Genomic DNA, 16,547 nt, shown 5'->3' on the forward strand with positions numbered 1-16,547 from the left:
GCACTCCCGGCGAAATCTTCTTGAAACATACGAGGTCGAAGCTTGGCCGCATCAAATATGGGGATGCCAGATGTTAGTCCTGATGAACCTGATTTGGCGCCGGCTTGCCTACACAATGCTGATCGGTATGCGCTGTAAGCTCGTGCGGCAGTAATGGTGAAGGCGGCTTTCGTCAGGAGGCCACCACCATGCCCAAAGAGATCGCTATAGCGCTCTGGTCCTTGGCAGCTGCCTGCGTAGTCGCATTCAGTATGGCAGCGCTGGTTGCGCCCCACTAGAAGAGACACAGACCCGCCAGCGTGAACCTCGGCAGAAGTGGCGCCGACCGGGGCTGCCTACTGTCTCTGTGCAGCGCCCCTCCCGCTCCGCAGCAAAAGGCCGATGTCTCCGGCCACCGAAGCAATATACCTTCCAAGCTCGGTGGCGATTTCGATCGCGGTCGAGCCGCGTTGATCACTTTGATCAGCGTCTGTACCTCGTCCTCCGTCCACTGCTTAGGTTGGTGATCTCGCACGCGCCACGCTCCGATTCGCGCGCGCAAATTGTTCCCATTCTCGGAACTGAACGCCCATCACATGTATTTCGGTTCCACCGAAATTGTGTTTGCAAACGGGGCAAAGTTGGAGCAGAATTTTGTCGCCGGGGCTGGCTGCATGTTTCACTTTTCGATTTGACCCGGGTTTTTGACCATGCGCGGGCCGCAGCGGTTTAACCTTCCGCTGCGGCCTTCGTATGTGCGGTCACACCCGGAGGGTGTACGGCCGGCCTATTTTTTCGATCAATGGAGCGGGACCGTTCCTAGTCGTCCCAATGACCTTTGCACAATTTGCGCACTGGCAGACGCGGGCTGTCCGCCGGCCGTGCAAACGAGAAACCGCCGCTTTAAATACTGCGGCATGCCGCAGTCATCGCACCGCGGCGGCGGGAGTCTCATAATGGACGCCTGGTGAGATCGGCATGAGCATGCAGATGAGCATGCCAATGATTCGATGAACGGCTATTGATGATGCACTCGAGACCCAAACATCACCGGCCTCAGCGAATGTTGATGGTTTAGAGGCCAGCTGCCGCAACATTATAGTTCCAATTCTGGACCAACAACTATATTCCGCGAGCCGCGGGGCAATGGTTCGCCCCGAGTCGGAACTGGGGATCCGTCCCGAACGTTGGTTCCTAATGACCCACACAGTTCTCTTGGTAGACGATGATCCGGCGGTCCTCGATGTGATCGCGAGCATGTTAGAGGAAATCGGCTGCAAAGTTATCCGCGCCAACGGCGGGGCTGAAGCCTTGGATCTGTTGCAGCATCATGATCGCATCTCGATCCTGATCACCGACATCAATATGCCGAGCATGGACGGCCACGAGTTGGCCGAGCGGGCGACCCGTCTCCGCCCGGCGCTGAAGGTTCTGCAATTGTCAGGACGAGAGCGACGGCGAGACGGTTTCCCGATGATCCGGAAGCCATTCTCCGAAGATGACTTGTATCGCGTGATGCAGCAGACCACCGGTGCCTGCTGATACTCTGGAGCTAGTCGGCGTTAGAGCCTTGGGCCCAGCAGCGTCCGCATGCAGCGATCGAGAGCGTCTAAGAGGAAAGGCTTCTGTAGAATTGGCCGACCTTTGAATTGCTCCGGTACGCCATCGGCGCCATAGCCGCTCGCGAAGACGAAGGGAATGCCGCGGACCTGCAAAGCTTCTGCGATGGCTGCCGAGCTATCCCGGCCAAGTTGCAGATCGAGAATAGCGGCGTCGCATTCAGCGCTCATGGCCATGGTCAGCCCAGAGCCTAGGTCACCGGCCTCCCCAGCAACCTCGTGACCAAGCTCAGTCAGCATATCCGCAATCATCATGCGGAGAAGCGTTTCGTCTTCAACTAGCAGTACTGATGCCATGCTTCTCAGTACGCCGGCAGGTTTGTGAATGGGAGTCTTTTCCCGACCTCTCATAAGGGCAGCCGGTTCTGAGGCCCGAAGCTCGCTGGAGGAGTTGATCAGGCGAGGCTAAGCCGACTTGGGCCTATTTCGGATATAGACTACCGCACCGCGGCCAGCAGACGTCAGCTCACCGAGAGTGGTCTTCCCTTGCCGCGCGGCTCCGATCAGTTGCTCGGCAACATATCTGCGGCTTTCGTGATCGCCGCCGTTCGTCAATTCCGCACAAACTTGCTCCAACACCACGTCCATGTTCGCTTGAACTCGATCTGGAAACTCGCCCACGCCCTTCTCTCCTTCGAGGAAACGTAACGAGGCTAAGCTCCTTTCTACAGTGGGTACAGCGCAGCGTGACGACGAGGTTAAGGAGCTGCTTTGTGCAAAAGTGAACTCAACGGCGTGAAGAATTGGCACCCCTCGCATTATACAGCCAGGGCTCGAACAATTGAGCTCAGCCGGAGTCGTCTTAGGTAAGGAGGAAATGGAGCGATCCGATGGACGAAAGGAAAAAACTCGAGCATCAGATCGCACTGGCTACTCGGACAGCCGCATACACCAAGGACGAGAACACCGCGAGCAGGCTGCGGCAGTTTGCTGATCAACTGAGGCGCAACCTATTGCCCTCTTCTTCCCGGCGGGCCCAGATCACGGCACGTGCCTATCAGCTGTGGGAAAGGGCCGGGCGCCCTTCGGGGCGCGACCTGGATTTCTGGCTCGATGCTGAGCGGGAGTTCAGCCGACCCGACCGTGGGAGCCAAGATTAGGGCACGACGACGCTCCGCGCGGTCCGCTCGCAAAAAAGCGGAGGCAGTGGCCAGTTGTGTGCACTTTCAGACCGCCAGTTCCGACGGGGGAACGTAGACCGTTGCCGCCTCTCTTAGCAGAAGCGAGCACATGCCCTCCGAAAAACAAGAAAACGGCAACGGCGGCCGTCCGCAAAACAGTCTCCTTCATATGGTCGGCGCCCGTGATTACAAGGCGCTTCGGCCTTACCTCGATTTGGCGGAGGTCCATTCCGGTGAGGGACAAGACCGAGCGTGATTTCCTCTATCGCGATATCTCGCACCGCAGCTTCAAGCGCCAATTCAGCCTCGCCGGATATGTCCAGGTGAAAAGCGCCGCGTTCGACAATGGCTTGCTGACCATCGAACTCGTCCGCGAGATTTCGGAAGCCATGAAGCCCGCCGGATTTCGATCGGCGATGCCTCGGCCGGCAACGTGCCGAAGCTGGAAGCTGAGGCTGCCGCCTAGCGCTCGCGCCTCGGAGCCGCACGATTTGTCGCGCGGCTCCATCCATTCGTCAAGAAAAGGAGAGGACCATGCGGCCGACGACCGCTGGCGACAATGTTTTCGACTTCAACGCTCTTCTTCATCCCGGTACGGTGTTTGAAGCACCGAGAGACGTTCTGGATCATCCGGCCCTGACGCTGACCGAGAAGCGCGCAATCCTGGCATCATGGGCGTCCGACGCGTCCGCGATCGCCTCTTGCCCGTCGATGCGCGCACCTGCCGGCCTCAAGAAGCCGGTATCGATCGACGAAATCTTGGACGCGTTGCGCGCCTTGGACGGTGGCCCACGGACGCCGCCCGGCGGAAAGCCCTACCGTCTCCGTTCGACCGAACGTGCGGCCGCCGCGGCGTAGTTTTGGACGCCCTGATGACGATGGACGAAAACCTGGCACGCCTTCGTGCCCATCATAACAACATCAGCCGCTACCGCCGGCTCCTGCGTCAGGCTTTTGCCTCTGGAACGCCAGTTCATCGAACGGCGACTTTCCGAAGAGGAGGCCGCTCTGCAAAGCCTTTCCGCTTCGACCTTCCCGAACGCCTTCAGGGAGCCAAGGCTTGATCGACCGTTGCCTGTTGCAGACGTGATGCCATGAGCACGACCGTCAACCTGGGTCGACCGGGCTCGGGCTCGTTCCCTTTGGCGCTCCTCAAAAGGTTTTTCGTGCGCGAATATTGAAGACTCCGGCTGCGGACGGCGTATCATCGGCCGTGGAGATTTCAGGGATGGCTGTCTCGACCAACGAGCGTCCGATGTGCCCTGTGTGCAAGCACCGGATGGCGTTGGCGCGCATCTCTCCCGGCCCCCGCGGATTCGATGAGCGCACCTTCGAGTGCTCGACTTGCGAGCGTACCGAAGTGGTCCGCTTCGCGGTGGATCCGATACAAACCGACGCGGTCGGCTGGCTTGCCGGTGAGCTGAAGCCGCGAAACTGAGTGTTCGGTGTGAGTGGCGCGATGGATGAGGACTTCTGCAAAGAACAGACGCAACGCATTCGCGCATTGGCTGACCGGGCTGATCTCCTTCACCAGGCGATGCCTGTTGGCGCTGGTCGTCCATACGCCCCCGGGGTGGCCAGTCCCTTGAAGCCCGCGGAGCGGCCGCTGCCGGTGCGCGTCACGCCCCCGGCGTCGATCCTCTCAGGGTGGGCGAGGCGTGACCAAGGGCGCGATCGAAGTCTGGTGCGACGCTTGCGGCGGCGGAGGATCCCTGCCCGCGCGGGAGTCCGAGCCGGCCGCAGGACCTATCCGGGCCGCGGCGTGAAGGCAAGGGCCGTATGCCGGCCAAGCCGAGTGAGGTGCGGCTCACACCTCCGGGAGCTTGACATGGCAACGATGAATTGAGGAGGCGAGAATGCTCCTGATAGGACTTGGCGCTCTGCTTGTTCTCGGCGGAATCTTGTACATGGCACGCGCTACTATTTGGCGGGGATCGCTTAGCCGGCCCGCTGGCGATACACTGGAGCCGACGCGGCGCGGCGTGGGATTCCTGGGGATCGGAGCGAACTGGCCGGGCATTCTCCTTATGGCAATCGGTGCCGTTCTGTTGGTGGTGGGGGCCGGCCTCTAGCCCCAGCCATCCGCCGAGCTGCCGCCCTGGATGACAAGTTGGTATCGACGCTTCAGCCGATGGCTCGTGGTAGTAGCGGCGTTTTGGAGGCGATCGAGGTTCGCGCCGTCTTTAGCAATCACGAGCAGTCGCCAATTCAGGCCATCGGGTTCCGCGTCGTCGTGTTCAATCTCGACGGAGATAACGAGCTCCCCGCCGGGAACGTGCCGGATCTCCTGAAGAGCGATCAGTTCGAGATCGGCCTTGGACATCAACGTTCTTGCCACCGGTCTCCTCCCGGCCGGCCTAACGCAGCCTCAATCGCTACGCGACTGCTTTATGAAAACGGCCCGCTCGATTATGTCAGCGGGCTATTTCTTTCGCTTCTATTTCCCTTTCATCTTCGGGTCATTCATGGTCGCCCCCGGGTTAGCCGAACTCGGGCTGCTCGATGCCCCTTGACCGCTGGTCGCGGCTGGAGAATTGCCGCCGCCCCCAGATCCCGCACCTGCGCCTCCGCCGTCCCCTGATCCCGCACCCGCGCCGCCGGCTCCGCCCGATCCGCCCGCGCCAGCCCCCGCTCCGCCAGCCCCCGCTCCGCCCGCTCCTCCCGCCCCGCCCCCAGCGCCACCCTGCGCGGAGGCGGCAGCGATCGATCCGAACACAAGTGCAGCTACGAGCGCCATCTTGCCAATCTTCATGGTGCTTTCCTCCTATTTAAGTTTGCTTGCAACCGACCGCTGTAACCTTCGTTCCTAAGCTGGAGCAGGACCAAACGCGTCGAGGTGCCGCACGGGCAGGATACCTCACTTGCAGCAGACGACTTCCCCGTGGAGGTCGAGATCAAAGCGAGCCGGTCGCACCTGCCGAAACAGAGGGGCTCGCCGACCGACTCGCCGAACCGCTCAACGAGCATGCGCACCAATGCCCGGTAACAACCACAAGGCCCCGGCTTAGGTGGGAAGCGAATTTGCTCGAACGCATTTCCGCATGCCGCGGCAGAATGTCTCGATTTGAGCTCCCGATAACTTCAACAAGGCAGGCAGTGCCGCCGATCGTATCGGATCGCGACATCGGCCTCGCTCTCTCCGTTGCCTTGAATTGAGACCCCCCGACCAATTGTCGGGGCGCTGATTTCATATCGTCCGCCAACTACCCTTTAGACGCCTGTCTCGCCCATTCGAGTGAACTTGCGTTTATCGGCACCGACTCACCGATGTCGACGACCGGAACGACATCAATGTCATTCCAGAAAGTGTACTTTGCCACGAAGGCGGTGATGGCTTTTGGGTCGTTGGCTTCGACCAAAACATAGCCGCCTCGTCCCGCCAGGTTCGCCACGAACACGTGTATCGTCAGCCCCTTCTCTTCATCCGGCGTCCACTTGCTGAACGCCGCAAGAAGCGATTGCGACCCTGCGAAGTTTTGGTCAAAGGAAAGACCGGCAGTGCGAACTGTATATTCGAGCATGTATTTCGTGAAACACCTCCTTCAAAACTGGACAGTGAGCCACGCGCCCCATCTAATCTTAAGTGCGAGCGGTCGCGCAAGTGTTAGCAGCGGCGAGAGCGACCTCATTGGTCGTGAAATTGCCCGGTCATGACCCATCGCGTCGGTTAGCGCAGCGGGCATATCTAGAAATTCGACACAACCCGGAAGGCACGTCAGAGGGCACACCGACGCGATCGGCGCGCCGTCGCGTGCGCCATTCGCTCTACAATCTATTACTTGCGAAGAACGAGCCTTAAGCCTTCAGGTCGGTGATCCTCATGATCGCGACCACGTTCCCATCATTGAACGCCTGCTCCTTTGTGTCCTTGTTGCAGGTCCAGACAAAATTCTTCTTGCCGGTAAAGGTCTTTTCGTCCTGCTCAAGCCGAAGCTCTCCTTCGGTGATATGGCAGACCATGGCATTCATCATCGGAGGCCCCATGGTCTTCGATCCCGGCTGCATGATGACGTCACGCATTGAGACGGTCTTAAAACCCGGGATCAGCGATGGTGTGTCGCCATCATACTGGCGCACCACCACACCCGGCCATGGAGTTGTGTCCTTGTAGCCCGTGGTTTGAGCGGCGGCGGGCTTTATCGTGGCCGCCGTAGCCGCTGCCAACCCGAATGCCAATGCAGACCTTCGGTCGATCTTGCTCATCGGTTTTCTCCTCTGCAACAAGCCGCCGCAAAAGTTGCGCGCGTGGGGAATGTGAAATCGTGGTGTGAAACCGAAAAGGGGGCGGTCTCTTAGGGTAGCGTACCTGCCGATAGCGCTAGTAACTGCTCGTTCGTCCCGAACGGTGACTTCGGCACATCCCGCTTCAGGGGCAACCACATTCTACAAGACTGGATGCACCCCTAGAAATGGGTGTTTCGCCCCAAGAGGCAAAATGCCTCAGCTTGCTCAGGGCCCGAAGATCGTACTCGCTGTCGGCAACTTCACACTGCGTCCAACTGAATACGCAAGTCAGTGTGGCTGACTGGTTCTACGGTGTGTGTGTGCTGGTCGCAGGGCATATTTCGCGGAAGGCTCCGGGAGAGGAATGTAATCGGCTGCTTTTGGAGAAGTACGCGCACGATAAGTCATGGCGTTCTAACCCCATCCAGTGGTGCGATTACGTGGCAACCTTGACGCTCGTTTATAGCGATCTCGGCACGTGACCCGAAGTTTGCCCCTGCGCCGATGCCCTACATCTCCCAGTCATCGTCCCCGGTGCGGACCGCCGCCTTGACCCATAGCTGACTTCATAGCATCGAGTTATACTGCCCTCACGGCCAACGTACTTTGTAAAGTCTGGTTGCGGTCAAACATTTCTTGCAGGTAGGAGGCATGAAAATGAGCCAGCAAGCACAGTGGCAGGTCGTGGGCAGTGCGCCCGAGGTATACGAGCGAGAGCTGGTGCCGGCTGTGTTTGGGGTGTGGGCTCCGATACTTGTTGAGCTAGCTCAACCTCGGCCTAGCGAGCGTATTCTCGATGTCGCGTGCGGCACTGGTGTTGTGGCGCGCATCGCCGCAACGCGCGTCGGTCCAAGTGGTACCGTGGTTGGGATTGATCTCAATCCTGGAATGTTGAGCGTCGCTAGATCAGTCGTATCGCCGGATTCGCGGTCCGGCGGACAACTCCAGTGGCAAGAGGCGAGTGCGGATAAGCTGCCATTCCGAGATGGTTCATTTAACGTCGTATATTGCCAGTTGGGCCTGCAATTCTTCGCCGACCGGCCCGCGGCCTTACGCGAAATGCGTAGGGTTCTTGGTCCCGAAGGAAGACTCGCGCTGATGGTGTGGAACGGCATTCACGAAAGTCCCGGATTTGCTGTTCTGGCTGACGCATTGCAGCGACACGTTGGTCGAGCCGCGGTAGCTATCATGCGTGCGCCATTTGGGTTGTCCAATGCCGACGAATTGGAAGCCCTCGTTCGTGCCACAGGTTTTCAGGACGTTGCAATTCAACAGCGGAGTGGGACCGTGCGCTTTCCGACGGTCGAGCGATTTGTGTTGAGTTACGTTGCGGGCTCGCCATTGGCTGGTCCGGTATCACAGGCAGACGCTGCGGCGCGCGCAGCTCTAATCACCGACGTCAGGAACGCCCTGGGTAAATTCACGAGCAATGATGAACTGGCCTTCCCCATAGCCGCCCACCTGCTATGCGCGAGAGTGTAGGACAGTTCGAGTTTTGCCTCGGTTGCCGCGACGCGAACGAGAATTGCGGCTTCCGTTGTTGGCCCGTCGCCGACCTTCGCTTACAGGGCCGCTATGTCTGCCTTTAGGAGATAAGCCGACCCCAGCTCTAGTCGCTATGAAAGTCAGACTGTGACCAAAAGCAGACGCGCGCTGATTCAGTCATCAGCCGCCGCCAAACTTGGATGGATCATCGTAGGCAGGAGGATCGTCGTGATCGGTCCGGAGACCTCCCGGAACGGAATCGTCGCGATAGATGCGCACGCCGCCTGGAGTGATATAGCTCGGGGTGACCACCTGGCCAGGACGCGCGATGGCTTGTCGCGAGTTGTGATGCCACCTTGGCGCGGCGCTCGCAGAAGCACACGACGCGAACACAAGGCATAATCCCAAGACAAAACGCATTGCATTTTCTCCAACCAAGCTCTGTTGTATGTGGTGCGCGCGCTGCTCCTTGCTTTCACATTCGAACGGTGGTTTTGGCTTATCGCGTTGGTTGGCACACCGCAGCGACATGTCCGGAGCACGAGTAGAACGGAATTCGTCCCACTCGGGGGCCGACCGCCGCCTTTGACCCAAAGCGGAAGTGCTTCCTATGAGGGGACCGGAACAGACGCAGGCCACCAAGCAGCGGTATGTCATGTCATATCGACGCTACCTTCATGATATCCAATGTTCCGCGAAAGATCATCTCGACTGCAACGTAGAGAATGACGGCCAGGCCGACGTAAGCAATCCATCGATGATTTTGCAGAAGGCGCGCAATAAGAGAAGCGGCCACGCCCATCATCGCAATGGAAAGCCCCAACCCGAAAATCATGACCACTGGATGCTCTCGTGCCGCCCCTGCGACGGCCAGGACATTGTCAACCGACATGGAAATGTCGGCCGCAATAATCTGCCAACTCGCTTGGACGAGTGTCTTGCGGGGCTTGTTTCCTGCAATTGCTCCAGCAGTCTCCTTCGCACCCATAGGATTTGTGGAGGATGCGCGCAACTCTCGCCACATATTCCAACACACCCACAACAGCAGGATCCCGCCAGCGAGCAGGAGGCCGACGATTTGGAGGATTTGCGTCGCTAACCCGGCAAACAGCATGCGCAGTATCGTCGCCGCAACGATTCCGATCAAAATCGCCTTGACTCGTTGCGCCTGCGGAAGTCCCGCTGCGGCAAGTCCGACGACGATGGCGTTATCGCCAGCGAGCACAAGGTCGATCAGAACGACCTGCAACAATACGTTCAAGACATCTGAGAAATCCAACACGCGTCGCACTCCCCCGTGCCGGGAGAAATGGCCCGCTCTCAGCGCGGATTTTTGGTGGTTGGTATGTGTCTAATCGGTTCGCCGATGCGTGTCGCAGTCCCGTGCCGCAGACAAAACGGGGCCGCTCTAACTCAACTCTAGTTCGACGTCGCCGGCTGTCAGGGGGCCTGGTGACTGTCTCCCACAGCCGGCGTGCCCGGATGTTGTTCGACCGGTTGCTCGAAAAACAGTGCCACTTGATCCGGTTCGCCAAGAATCGCCGCAGCGCAGCCCATCATGGTGAATGCACCGGCAATATCCCAAAGCGTTACATTTTCTAACGTTTCATTTTCTGAAGTTGCCCGAGCAAAGAGCGCTGTGACGATCGCGTCCAAGAAAAGCAGAATGCTGAGCGCAGGCAAGACGAGTTGGATATCCAGGAAGTACATCATCAAGAATGCGGGAGCTGCGACCAGGATGCTCAACAGCGCGAATATGCAGAATGTGTCCCGCCAAGGAGCATTCCTGTTTGTCCAACTTGCATGAGAAGCGATCATTTTGTCCTCCTGCATAGGAGTGTCTTCCAGCGCCGCAAATTACTGAACTACTCTGGCCTAGATGCACCGTTTTCCGACGTCTCCCCGATCAATGTTTTGTCCTATGCCGCCGAGTCTCGATCAGCGTAATAGCGCCGGCCGCCACCACGGCAATAATAACGACGGCTGCAAGCGTCTCGACGGACGCCAGGGTCCCGGACCATTTGTCCCAAAGCTCAATCATATGCTTGCCTCTCGCGAGAGCGCACCCACGATCGATAAAATCCACTCTCTAAAAAGACGAACCTTTACGATCAGAAAAACAATGCTACCCATCGTCGCGCGCTTTTTGACCGCGCGGCAAGGTGACTTATGCGGAACCGATAAGCAGGCCGCTTGGACGCCCGTATATCGCGTGCGCTCCGGATCACGGCGACACGCCACTGGATCGCAGAGGACTTCCGCCCGTCGTCGGTCAGCTGCGCCAGGTAGCGGACATAAACGGCGAACGCGAGCTATCTGTGTCAGCCGCGGCACCGGGATGTCGGCTTGTGGCCCACCACGGAAGTGGCGGCGCACCTCACTGAGGTCCGCTTACCGAGGCATGGCAGACAAGATTTGCTCAGGTTGAGTTCTTCGCATTTTGACCCATTGCGGAAGTGAGGGCGTTAGCAGTCGAGGTCAGAAAGTGACCTGCACCGATGGTCAACAGGTGGTATAGTCGTTTGGTCGTCGTCCTCAGACAGCTAAGAGGATGGAATGGAGCGGCGAGAGTTCATTGCAGGAACTGCAGCGCTGTTCATTTCGCCACGCCCTTCGCACGGGCAGGGTAAACGTCGTCGTCTCGGCTTCCTCGCCATCGGCGATGGAAGCGGGAAGGCCCTCAATCAAGCCGAGCTTGCGTTCCTTGATGCGCTGCGAAGCCTAGGTTGGATAGAGGGAAAAAACCTGGCCATCGAATATCGGTTTTCTCAACCCGCAGATCGATTAACCGATTCCGTCGCCGAGCTGATGGCGCTCGGCCCCGACATCCTGATTGCCCCGGGACCGCAAGCAGCCATAGCGCTCAAATCTGCGACCGCCATTATTCCCGTTGTGTTCGTGGGTGTCGCTGATCCCGTGCACCTCGGCCTCGTACAAAGCCTGTCGCGGCCAGGTGGCAACATTACGGGCGTGACGACCAATGTTCCCGATGACTTCTTTGCAAAACGCCTCGAAATTCTTCGAGAACTTGTTCCCGGCGCATCCAAAATCGCTGTTTTGGTCAACCCCGACAATCCGCTGCAAAGGCTGTACTTCGCGGAAGAGATCCCCCGCATAGCCCGGAACCTCGGCGTGGCTCTGCCTCTCGTTCCGGCGACCACGCCAGAAGAACTCGACCTTGCCTTTGCCTCGGCCGTCGCCCAACGCGCCGATGCGATCATTGATTTTGGCGATGCCCTCACTTATGCCCAGGCACAGCGGATCATCGCGCTCGCGGCTAAGTATCACCTGCCAGCAAATTATTTATTTCGACATTATGCCAATGGAGGATTATCGGTATACGGGGCAGATACAGCCGATCTATTCCGCCGCGCTGGCGACTATGTAGACAAGATCCTCAAGGGCGCCAAACCTATGGACCTCCCGGTAGAGAGGCCAACAAAGTTCGTCCTCATCATCAACATGAAGACGGCCAAGGCGCTCGGTCTCACCGTTCCGCCATTGTTGCTGGTACGGGCCGACGAGGTGATTGAATAGAAGGCCCGCCGCGCTGCATGAGTCTGGTGTTGGCCCGTAGCCGACTAGCTAGGGCGAGCTGGCCATGTCCGGTTTCGAAGAGTCTAGCGGATACGCCTATCTCTCGGCCACCGGCTGTCAACCTTCGCCCTACACGCGCCAACGATGCGAGGATGCTACCGATCCGCACCAGCTAACGCTCAAAACTGTGCTCGTCCGTGATCTGCTGGGAGCAGCAACGCGAAAATCAGCTGGACCTGAGGTGTGAGTGCTCACTGGCGCGAGCGCGGAAGCTTGGCGTACCATCCGGTATACGGCGAGTTCTTGATCGTGTGGCGGCTGAGGTCGGGCGCGCCGTGCTTCCACCAGATCGCGCCGCGCTCGCCGATGGCTCGCTTCGCCTCTTCGACCGCCCGACGAGCCGTTTCTTCCGCTTCAATATTCTTGCGCGCCTTGGCATCGCCACCGCCCGCCTCACGCTCATAAGCCGCCGCACCAGGTCAGATCTCTCCTGCTCTCCGAGGGCCGGGTTTGCCATGTGCCAAAGGCGTCCGCGGACGACGAAATATCGGCCGTCAGGAGTCAACGGATCACGCCGACTTCCGCTGGCGACCGGCCGCCGGCTTGTTCGCCGCTTCCTTCGCGAGCTTCTTCCCGGCGATCGGCATCAGCAACTCCTTCTGGCCAGCCGTCGCCTTCTTCGCTTTCTTTGCCGGCTTTTTCGCTGCCTTGCTCTCCGCAGCTGTGCCGCCGACGCTCTTGCGCAAGGCGTCCATCAAATCGACGACGTTCTCGCCGCGCGGACGACCCTTCGGGGTGATCGGCTTGCCGGCGCGCTTCTGGTTGATGAGGTCGATCAGCGCCATCGTAGTGGTCCTCGAACTTTTCCGGCTCGAAGTTGCCGGCCTTCTGGTTCACGATGTGCCTGGCGAGATCGAGCATGTCCTTTGTGACCTTCACGTCCTGGATCTCATCGAAATACTCGTGCTCGCTGCGCACCTCGTACGGATAGCGCAGCAGAGTGCCGACGAGTCCCTTATCCATCGGCTCGAGCGCGATGATGTGCTCGCGGTTGGTCAGCACCACGCGCCCTATCGCGACCTTGTCCATCTCGCGGATGGTCTCGCGGATCACGGCGAGGGCATCGTGGCCGACCTTGCCGTCCGGTCTGATGTAGTAGGGCCGGATCAGGTAGCGAGGATCGATGTCGGACTTGTCGACGAACTCGTCGATCTCGATTGTCCTTGTGGACTCCAGCGCGATCCCCTCCAGCTCTTCCTTGGTGACCTCGATGAACTAGTCCTTCTCAAGCTGGTAACCCTTAACGACGTCCTCGTTGGGCACCTCGTCGCCGGTGTCGGCGTCGACCTTGAGATACTTGATCCGATGACCGGTCTGCCGATTTAGCTGGTTGAACGAGATCTTCTCGCTCTCCCGACGTCGCCGGGTACAGCGCGCCGGGACAGGTGACGAGCGAAAGACGCAGGAAGCCTTTCCAGTTGGCGCGAGGGGCCATCAACGCGGTACTCCGAACAGGGCGGCGGGTGGATTCAAGACGATCGGCCGACCATGGTTCCGACATCACCGGTCGACCGTCTGTGTGATTTTTCGAGAGCCGGACTCGACTCTCCTGTTCTTGATATGTTCTAATGCCAAGCATGAACGACCGCCCCGCGAGCTGGCGCATGCCCACACCTAAGCAGATGGAAAAAATGGCCGCTGCCGTCAGCAGGAAGGCCCCTCCCCCCGGCGGACCGGGGCCGGGGGACGATCTGCCGCCGGAATACTGGCAGGCGCTCATGGAGGACGGGGGCGTCGAGGCTCGCCGTCTGAGCGCGGGCGCGTCCGGACGGATGCTGCGGCTGGACCAAATTCCCCAGCATTTACTGAGAGTGGGCTGCCGGCGCTGCGGCCGGACCGTCGAGATCCAGAAGGCCGATGCCGCCCGGCTGTACGGTCCGGACGCGGTCTGGAGGGACGTCGGACAGCGCCTCTTGGACAACATCTGCACTCAGCGGACTGGGCGCCATGAGGAAGACGGCTGCTGGCCGTCGTTCGATACCTGACGGGTCCGGAGCCCGGGCGATGGCGCCGAAGTATCACCCGACGCCCCTCTCCGGAGGCGACCGCAAGGCCCTCAACAAGGAGCTCGGCCGCGCCCGGGCCATGACCACGATCCTTGCGACGCAGGCCGCCGATGCCAGAGCCAGGGGCGAGGCACTGATCCGGACCGCGGACAAGCTGCTGTGCGAAAGCTGGAACGAGCGCCTGTGGGCCGACGGCGAGCCGATCGCCCCCTCGCCGACTGTCGACCAGGCCGTGAACGGCGGCTATAGCTGGCTGAAGATCGAGTGCTCGCGCTGCAAGACGCGGCGGAACGTCGAGCTCGCCGAACTTTCCCACCCTCCGACGACCTTCGTCCACGACCTGGCCGGCCGGCTCCGCTGCAGCAAGTGCGCCAAGGCCAACCGCCGCCCATCGGCGACACTGCTGCAGTTGGCACAGCGCGGTCGCCATCCGGATCCGGAGACCTGAATGTGTAATCTCTATTCGATCACCACCAACCAAGCCGCGATCAGCGCGCTATTCCGGGTCGTCAACCGCTACGTCGGCAACCTCGCGCCGATGCCCGGGGTGTTTCCGGACTACACGGCGCCGATCGTCCGGACCGGCGCCGACGGCCGCGAGTTCGCGACTGCGCGCTGGGGCATGCCGTCGTCGTCGAAGGCGCTGATGGATGCCACCAAGAAGCGTGCCGAGAAGCTGCAAGCGAAGGGTAAGACCGTCGATTTCAAGGAATTTCTGCGGATGGAGCCGGATTCCGGCACGACCAACATCCGCAACGTGAAGAGCAAACATTGGACGCGGTGGCTGGGTCCGGAGCACCGCTGCGCGGTGCCGTTCAACTCGTTCAGCGAGTTCAACAAAGCCGAAGGCGGCGACGTCTGGTTCGCGCTCGACGAGACCCGTCCGCTCGCCTGCTTCGCCGGCATCTGGACCAACTGGACGTCGGTCCGGAAGGTCAAGGAGGGCGAGACCACCAACGATCTTTACGCGTTCCTGACGACCGAGCCGAACGTCGAGGTCGGCGCCGTGCACCCGAAGGCGATGCCCGTGATCCTGACGACGCCCGACGAAGTCGAGACCTGGATGACGGCTCCTCCGGACGAGGCCCTGAAGCTGCAGCGGCCGCTTCCGGACGGGGCGCTCAGAATCGTCGCCCGCGGCTCGAAGGAAGACCCCGCGGCGGGAAGGTAGCGTTCTGCACAGGCGCGGCGGGAACAGATGGACAAGCCCTGGCGCTCTCGATGGCGAATCCCTGCTCCGTGCTAACCGCTCGGAACGAGCAGGTGGGCAGAAGGACTCGTCCTCGCAGGAGTGATCTGGATGCTTATGACGAAGGAACGACGGCCGGCGGTACAGACGCTGCGAGGCTGGGCGATCAACGCGATCGGCGATACCTGCCCGGAATGCCCAGCCGCTTAGCGATTGACATGTGCTGGATCGCGCTCGCCCTTGGCGGACATAGATGCCGCCTCTTCGATAGCCGCCATCAAGTCCGAGGTTGCGGACTGCTGGATCATATGCCCTGCTCCGGCGATACGTCGCAACCTGCTCTGCTCGACCTTGTCACGCAATCGCGCGGATTGCTCGAATTCGATCAAGCGGTCGTCCTCACCCGCGATTATGACGGTCGGCACTGTGAGTTCGCTGTAGGTTTTTGAAGCTGCAAGGGCGATGGGGACCATCATTGCGGCCTCTTCAGCGCTGGCGCGGAGTTGAGACGGCCGAACAGCCATCTCGACTGGAAAGCCGGCGAACTTCTCCGGGACGCTTTGCGGTCCGAATATCTTGCGCATGAGTCCGGGCCACATCAGTCGGGCGACGAGCGGCGAGATTGTGTTACTGACGATGTCCCCAAGCCCCGGTACCGCAGGCACGGACGGCGTGGCCAGATCGACCTTGGGATTCGGAAAGTAGTATCCGGACGCCAACACCAGCGCTTCGACGAACGAGGGGTGCCTTATGGCCAAGGCAATCGCCACCGAGGCTGCCCAAGAATGCCCGAGCACAATCGCTCCCCGGATGCCGAGTCGCTCGAGAGCCTTTTGGAATAAGTCCGCCTGTTCGTCCGGTCCCCAAACGATACTGCGGGGTCGCGAGCTGTGGCCAAAGCCCGGGCGGTCGAACGCGACTACCCTGTAATCCTTGGCAGCGAGGTCGATCAGGCCGCTCGATTGAAAATCCTGGATCATGCTCCCATTGCCGTGAAAAAGGACAAGCGGACGGCCGCTACCGCGTTCCATGTAGTGGAGCCGAACGCCGTCGATATCGATAAATCTGCCCTGCGGCGGATTCTCGCGTTCCGCCTTGCGCGCGAAATACCGGTTTACGAGCGCCGTCGCCGCCAGAAGAGCCGCTGCGCCCGCGACCATCGCGACCGCGGGCCGTCGCCGGAGCGCGGTCTGGAAATCAGACAAAAACGATGGAGAACTTGTGCGCTCTAGCAGTCTGCTGAAAAACCTTGAAATGGAGAATTTTCATTTTTCCGCCGGTCGTTTTGGGAGCGGCGCGGTAGAGTTGGATGTAATTTCGAGCTTGT

At 60.0% G+C, this 16,547-nt stretch carries 17 protein-coding genes and 2 pseudogenes; 10 read left to right on the plus strand and 9 right to left on the minus strand.

The features are described from left to right. Positions 1–1,125 precede the first annotated feature (1,125 nt). A complete protein-coding gene (locus ABIB06_RS32360; RefSeq protein ID WP_354069695.1) occupies positions 1,126–1,521 on the plus strand; it encodes a response regulator in 396 nt (131 codons plus the stop codon). Positions 1,522–1,541: 20 nt separating this feature from the next. Here the strand turns inward: ABIB06_RS32360 and ABIB06_RS32365 are convergent, their stop codons facing one another. Further along, on the minus strand, positions 1,542–1,895 hold the full coding sequence (locus ABIB06_RS32365) for a response regulator (RefSeq protein ID WP_247351209.1): 354 nt from the start codon (positions 1,893–1,895) through the stop codon (positions 1,542–1,544). A gap of 533 nt (positions 1,896–2,428) precedes the next feature. Here ABIB06_RS32365 and ABIB06_RS32370 point away from each other — a divergent pair. From ABIB06_RS32370 to ABIB06_RS32385, 4 genes and pseudogenes are all read left to right on the plus strand, one after another. After that, positions 2,429–2,698, plus strand: coding sequence for a DUF2934 domain-containing protein (locus ABIB06_RS32370; RefSeq protein WP_247338771.1), 270 nt, complete (start codon positions 2,429–2,431; stop codon positions 2,696–2,698). 260 nt (positions 2,699–2,958) lie between these two features. Further along, positions 2,959–3,185 (plus strand): annotated as a pseudogene (locus ABIB06_RS32375) (Hsp20 family protein); the annotation flags it as partial. A 68-nt stretch (positions 3,186–3,253) separates the two neighbouring features. Beyond that, positions 3,254–3,577, plus strand: coding sequence for a hypothetical protein (locus ABIB06_RS32380; protein ID WP_247338773.1), 324 nt, complete (start codon positions 3,254–3,256; stop codon positions 3,575–3,577). Positions 3,578–3,591: 14 nt separating this feature from the next. Then, positions 3,592–3,783: a hypothetical protein gene (locus tag ABIB06_RS32385; protein WP_346730914.1), complete on the plus strand. Its 192-nt coding sequence runs from the start codon at positions 3,592–3,594 to the stop codon at positions 3,781–3,783. A 158-nt stretch (positions 3,784–3,941) separates the two neighbouring features. Here ABIB06_RS32385 and ABIB06_RS32390 read toward each other — a convergent pair whose 3' ends face one another. The 4 genes from ABIB06_RS32390 to ABIB06_RS32405 all read right to left on the minus strand — a co-directional run bounded on the left by ABIB06_RS32390 (position 3,942) and on the right by ABIB06_RS32405 (position 6,922). After that, entirely contained in the window at positions 3,942–4,250 is a 309-nt protein-coding gene (locus tag ABIB06_RS32390) for a hypothetical protein (RefSeq protein WP_247338775.1), read from the minus strand. A 537-nt stretch (positions 4,251–4,787) separates the two neighbouring features. Continuing rightward, the gene (locus ABIB06_RS32395; protein WP_247338777.1) at positions 4,788–5,042 is read right to left on the minus strand and encodes a hypothetical protein; all 255 of its coding nucleotides are present in this window, start codon (positions 5,040–5,042) and stop codon (positions 4,788–4,790) included. Between the two features lie 880 nt (positions 5,043–5,922). Then, the gene (locus tag ABIB06_RS32400) at positions 5,923–6,240 is read right to left on the minus strand and encodes a DUF3303 domain-containing protein (protein ID WP_354069699.1); all 318 of its coding nucleotides are present in this window, start codon (positions 6,238–6,240) and stop codon (positions 5,923–5,925) included. Between the two features lie 274 nt (positions 6,241–6,514). After that, complete coding sequence (locus tag ABIB06_RS32405; protein ID WP_247347539.1) at positions 6,515–6,922, minus strand: hypothetical protein; 408 nt, start codon at positions 6,920–6,922, stop codon at positions 6,515–6,517. Positions 6,923–7,600: 678 nt separating this feature from the next. Between ABIB06_RS32405 and ABIB06_RS32410 the strand changes: the two genes are divergently transcribed. Next, positions 7,601–8,425, plus strand: a complete 825-nt coding sequence (locus ABIB06_RS32410) for a class I SAM-dependent methyltransferase (RefSeq protein ID WP_354069701.1) — start codon at positions 7,601–7,603, stop codon at positions 8,423–8,425. A gap of 661 nt (positions 8,426–9,086) precedes the next feature. Here the strand turns inward: ABIB06_RS32410 and ABIB06_RS32415 are convergent. After that, on the minus strand, positions 9,087–9,710 hold the full coding sequence (locus tag ABIB06_RS32415) for a YjbE family putative metal transport protein (RefSeq protein WP_247347543.1): 624 nt from the start codon (positions 9,708–9,710) through the stop codon (positions 9,087–9,089). Between the two features lie 158 nt (positions 9,711–9,868). Continuing rightward, positions 9,869–10,246 carry a hypothetical protein gene (locus tag ABIB06_RS32420; RefSeq protein ID WP_354069703.1) on the minus strand — a complete coding sequence of 126 codons (378 nt, stop codon included), beginning with the start codon at positions 10,244–10,246 and terminating at the stop codon, positions 9,869–9,871. Positions 10,247–10,984: 738 nt separating this feature from the next. Here ABIB06_RS32420 and ABIB06_RS32425 point away from each other — a divergent pair. Then, positions 10,985–11,965 (plus strand): ABC transporter substrate-binding protein, encoded by a 981-nt coding sequence (locus tag ABIB06_RS32425; RefSeq protein ID WP_354069705.1) that lies wholly within the window; start codon positions 10,985–10,987, stop codon positions 11,963–11,965. A gap of 569 nt (positions 11,966–12,534) precedes the next feature. Here ABIB06_RS32425 and ku read toward each other — a convergent pair. Continuing rightward, positions 12,535–13,460, minus strand: a pseudogene (ku, locus tag ABIB06_RS32430) (non-homologous end joining protein Ku). A 142-nt stretch (positions 13,461–13,602) separates the two neighbouring features. On the opposite strand from ku, the gene ABIB06_RS32435 reads away from it, so the two are divergent. From ABIB06_RS32435 to ABIB06_RS32445, 3 genes are read left to right on the plus strand one after another with little or no spacing between them, the layout of a single operon-like run. Then, entirely contained in the window at positions 13,603–14,010 is a 408-nt protein-coding gene (locus tag ABIB06_RS32435) for a hypothetical protein (RefSeq protein WP_247342461.1), read from the plus strand. A gap of 19 nt (positions 14,011–14,029) precedes the next feature. Continuing rightward, a complete protein-coding gene (locus ABIB06_RS32440; protein WP_354069707.1) occupies positions 14,030–14,479 on the plus strand; it encodes a hypothetical protein in 450 nt (149 codons plus the stop codon). After that, a complete protein-coding gene (locus ABIB06_RS32445; RefSeq protein ID WP_354069709.1) occupies positions 14,480–15,202 on the plus strand; it encodes an SOS response-associated peptidase in 723 nt (240 codons plus the stop codon). It abuts the gene before it with no gap. Between the two features lie 224 nt (positions 15,203–15,426). On the opposite strand, the gene ABIB06_RS32450 is transcribed toward ABIB06_RS32445, so the two are convergent. Then, on the minus strand, positions 15,427–16,380 hold the full coding sequence (locus tag ABIB06_RS32450; protein ID WP_354069711.1) for an alpha/beta fold hydrolase: 954 nt from the start codon (positions 16,378–16,380) through the stop codon (positions 15,427–15,429). Positions 16,381–16,547 lie beyond the last annotated feature (167 nt).

The organism is Bradyrhizobium sp. LB8.2, assembly GCF_040548035.1.
GTDB lineage: Bacteria > Pseudomonadota > Alphaproteobacteria > Rhizobiales > Xanthobacteraceae > Bradyrhizobium.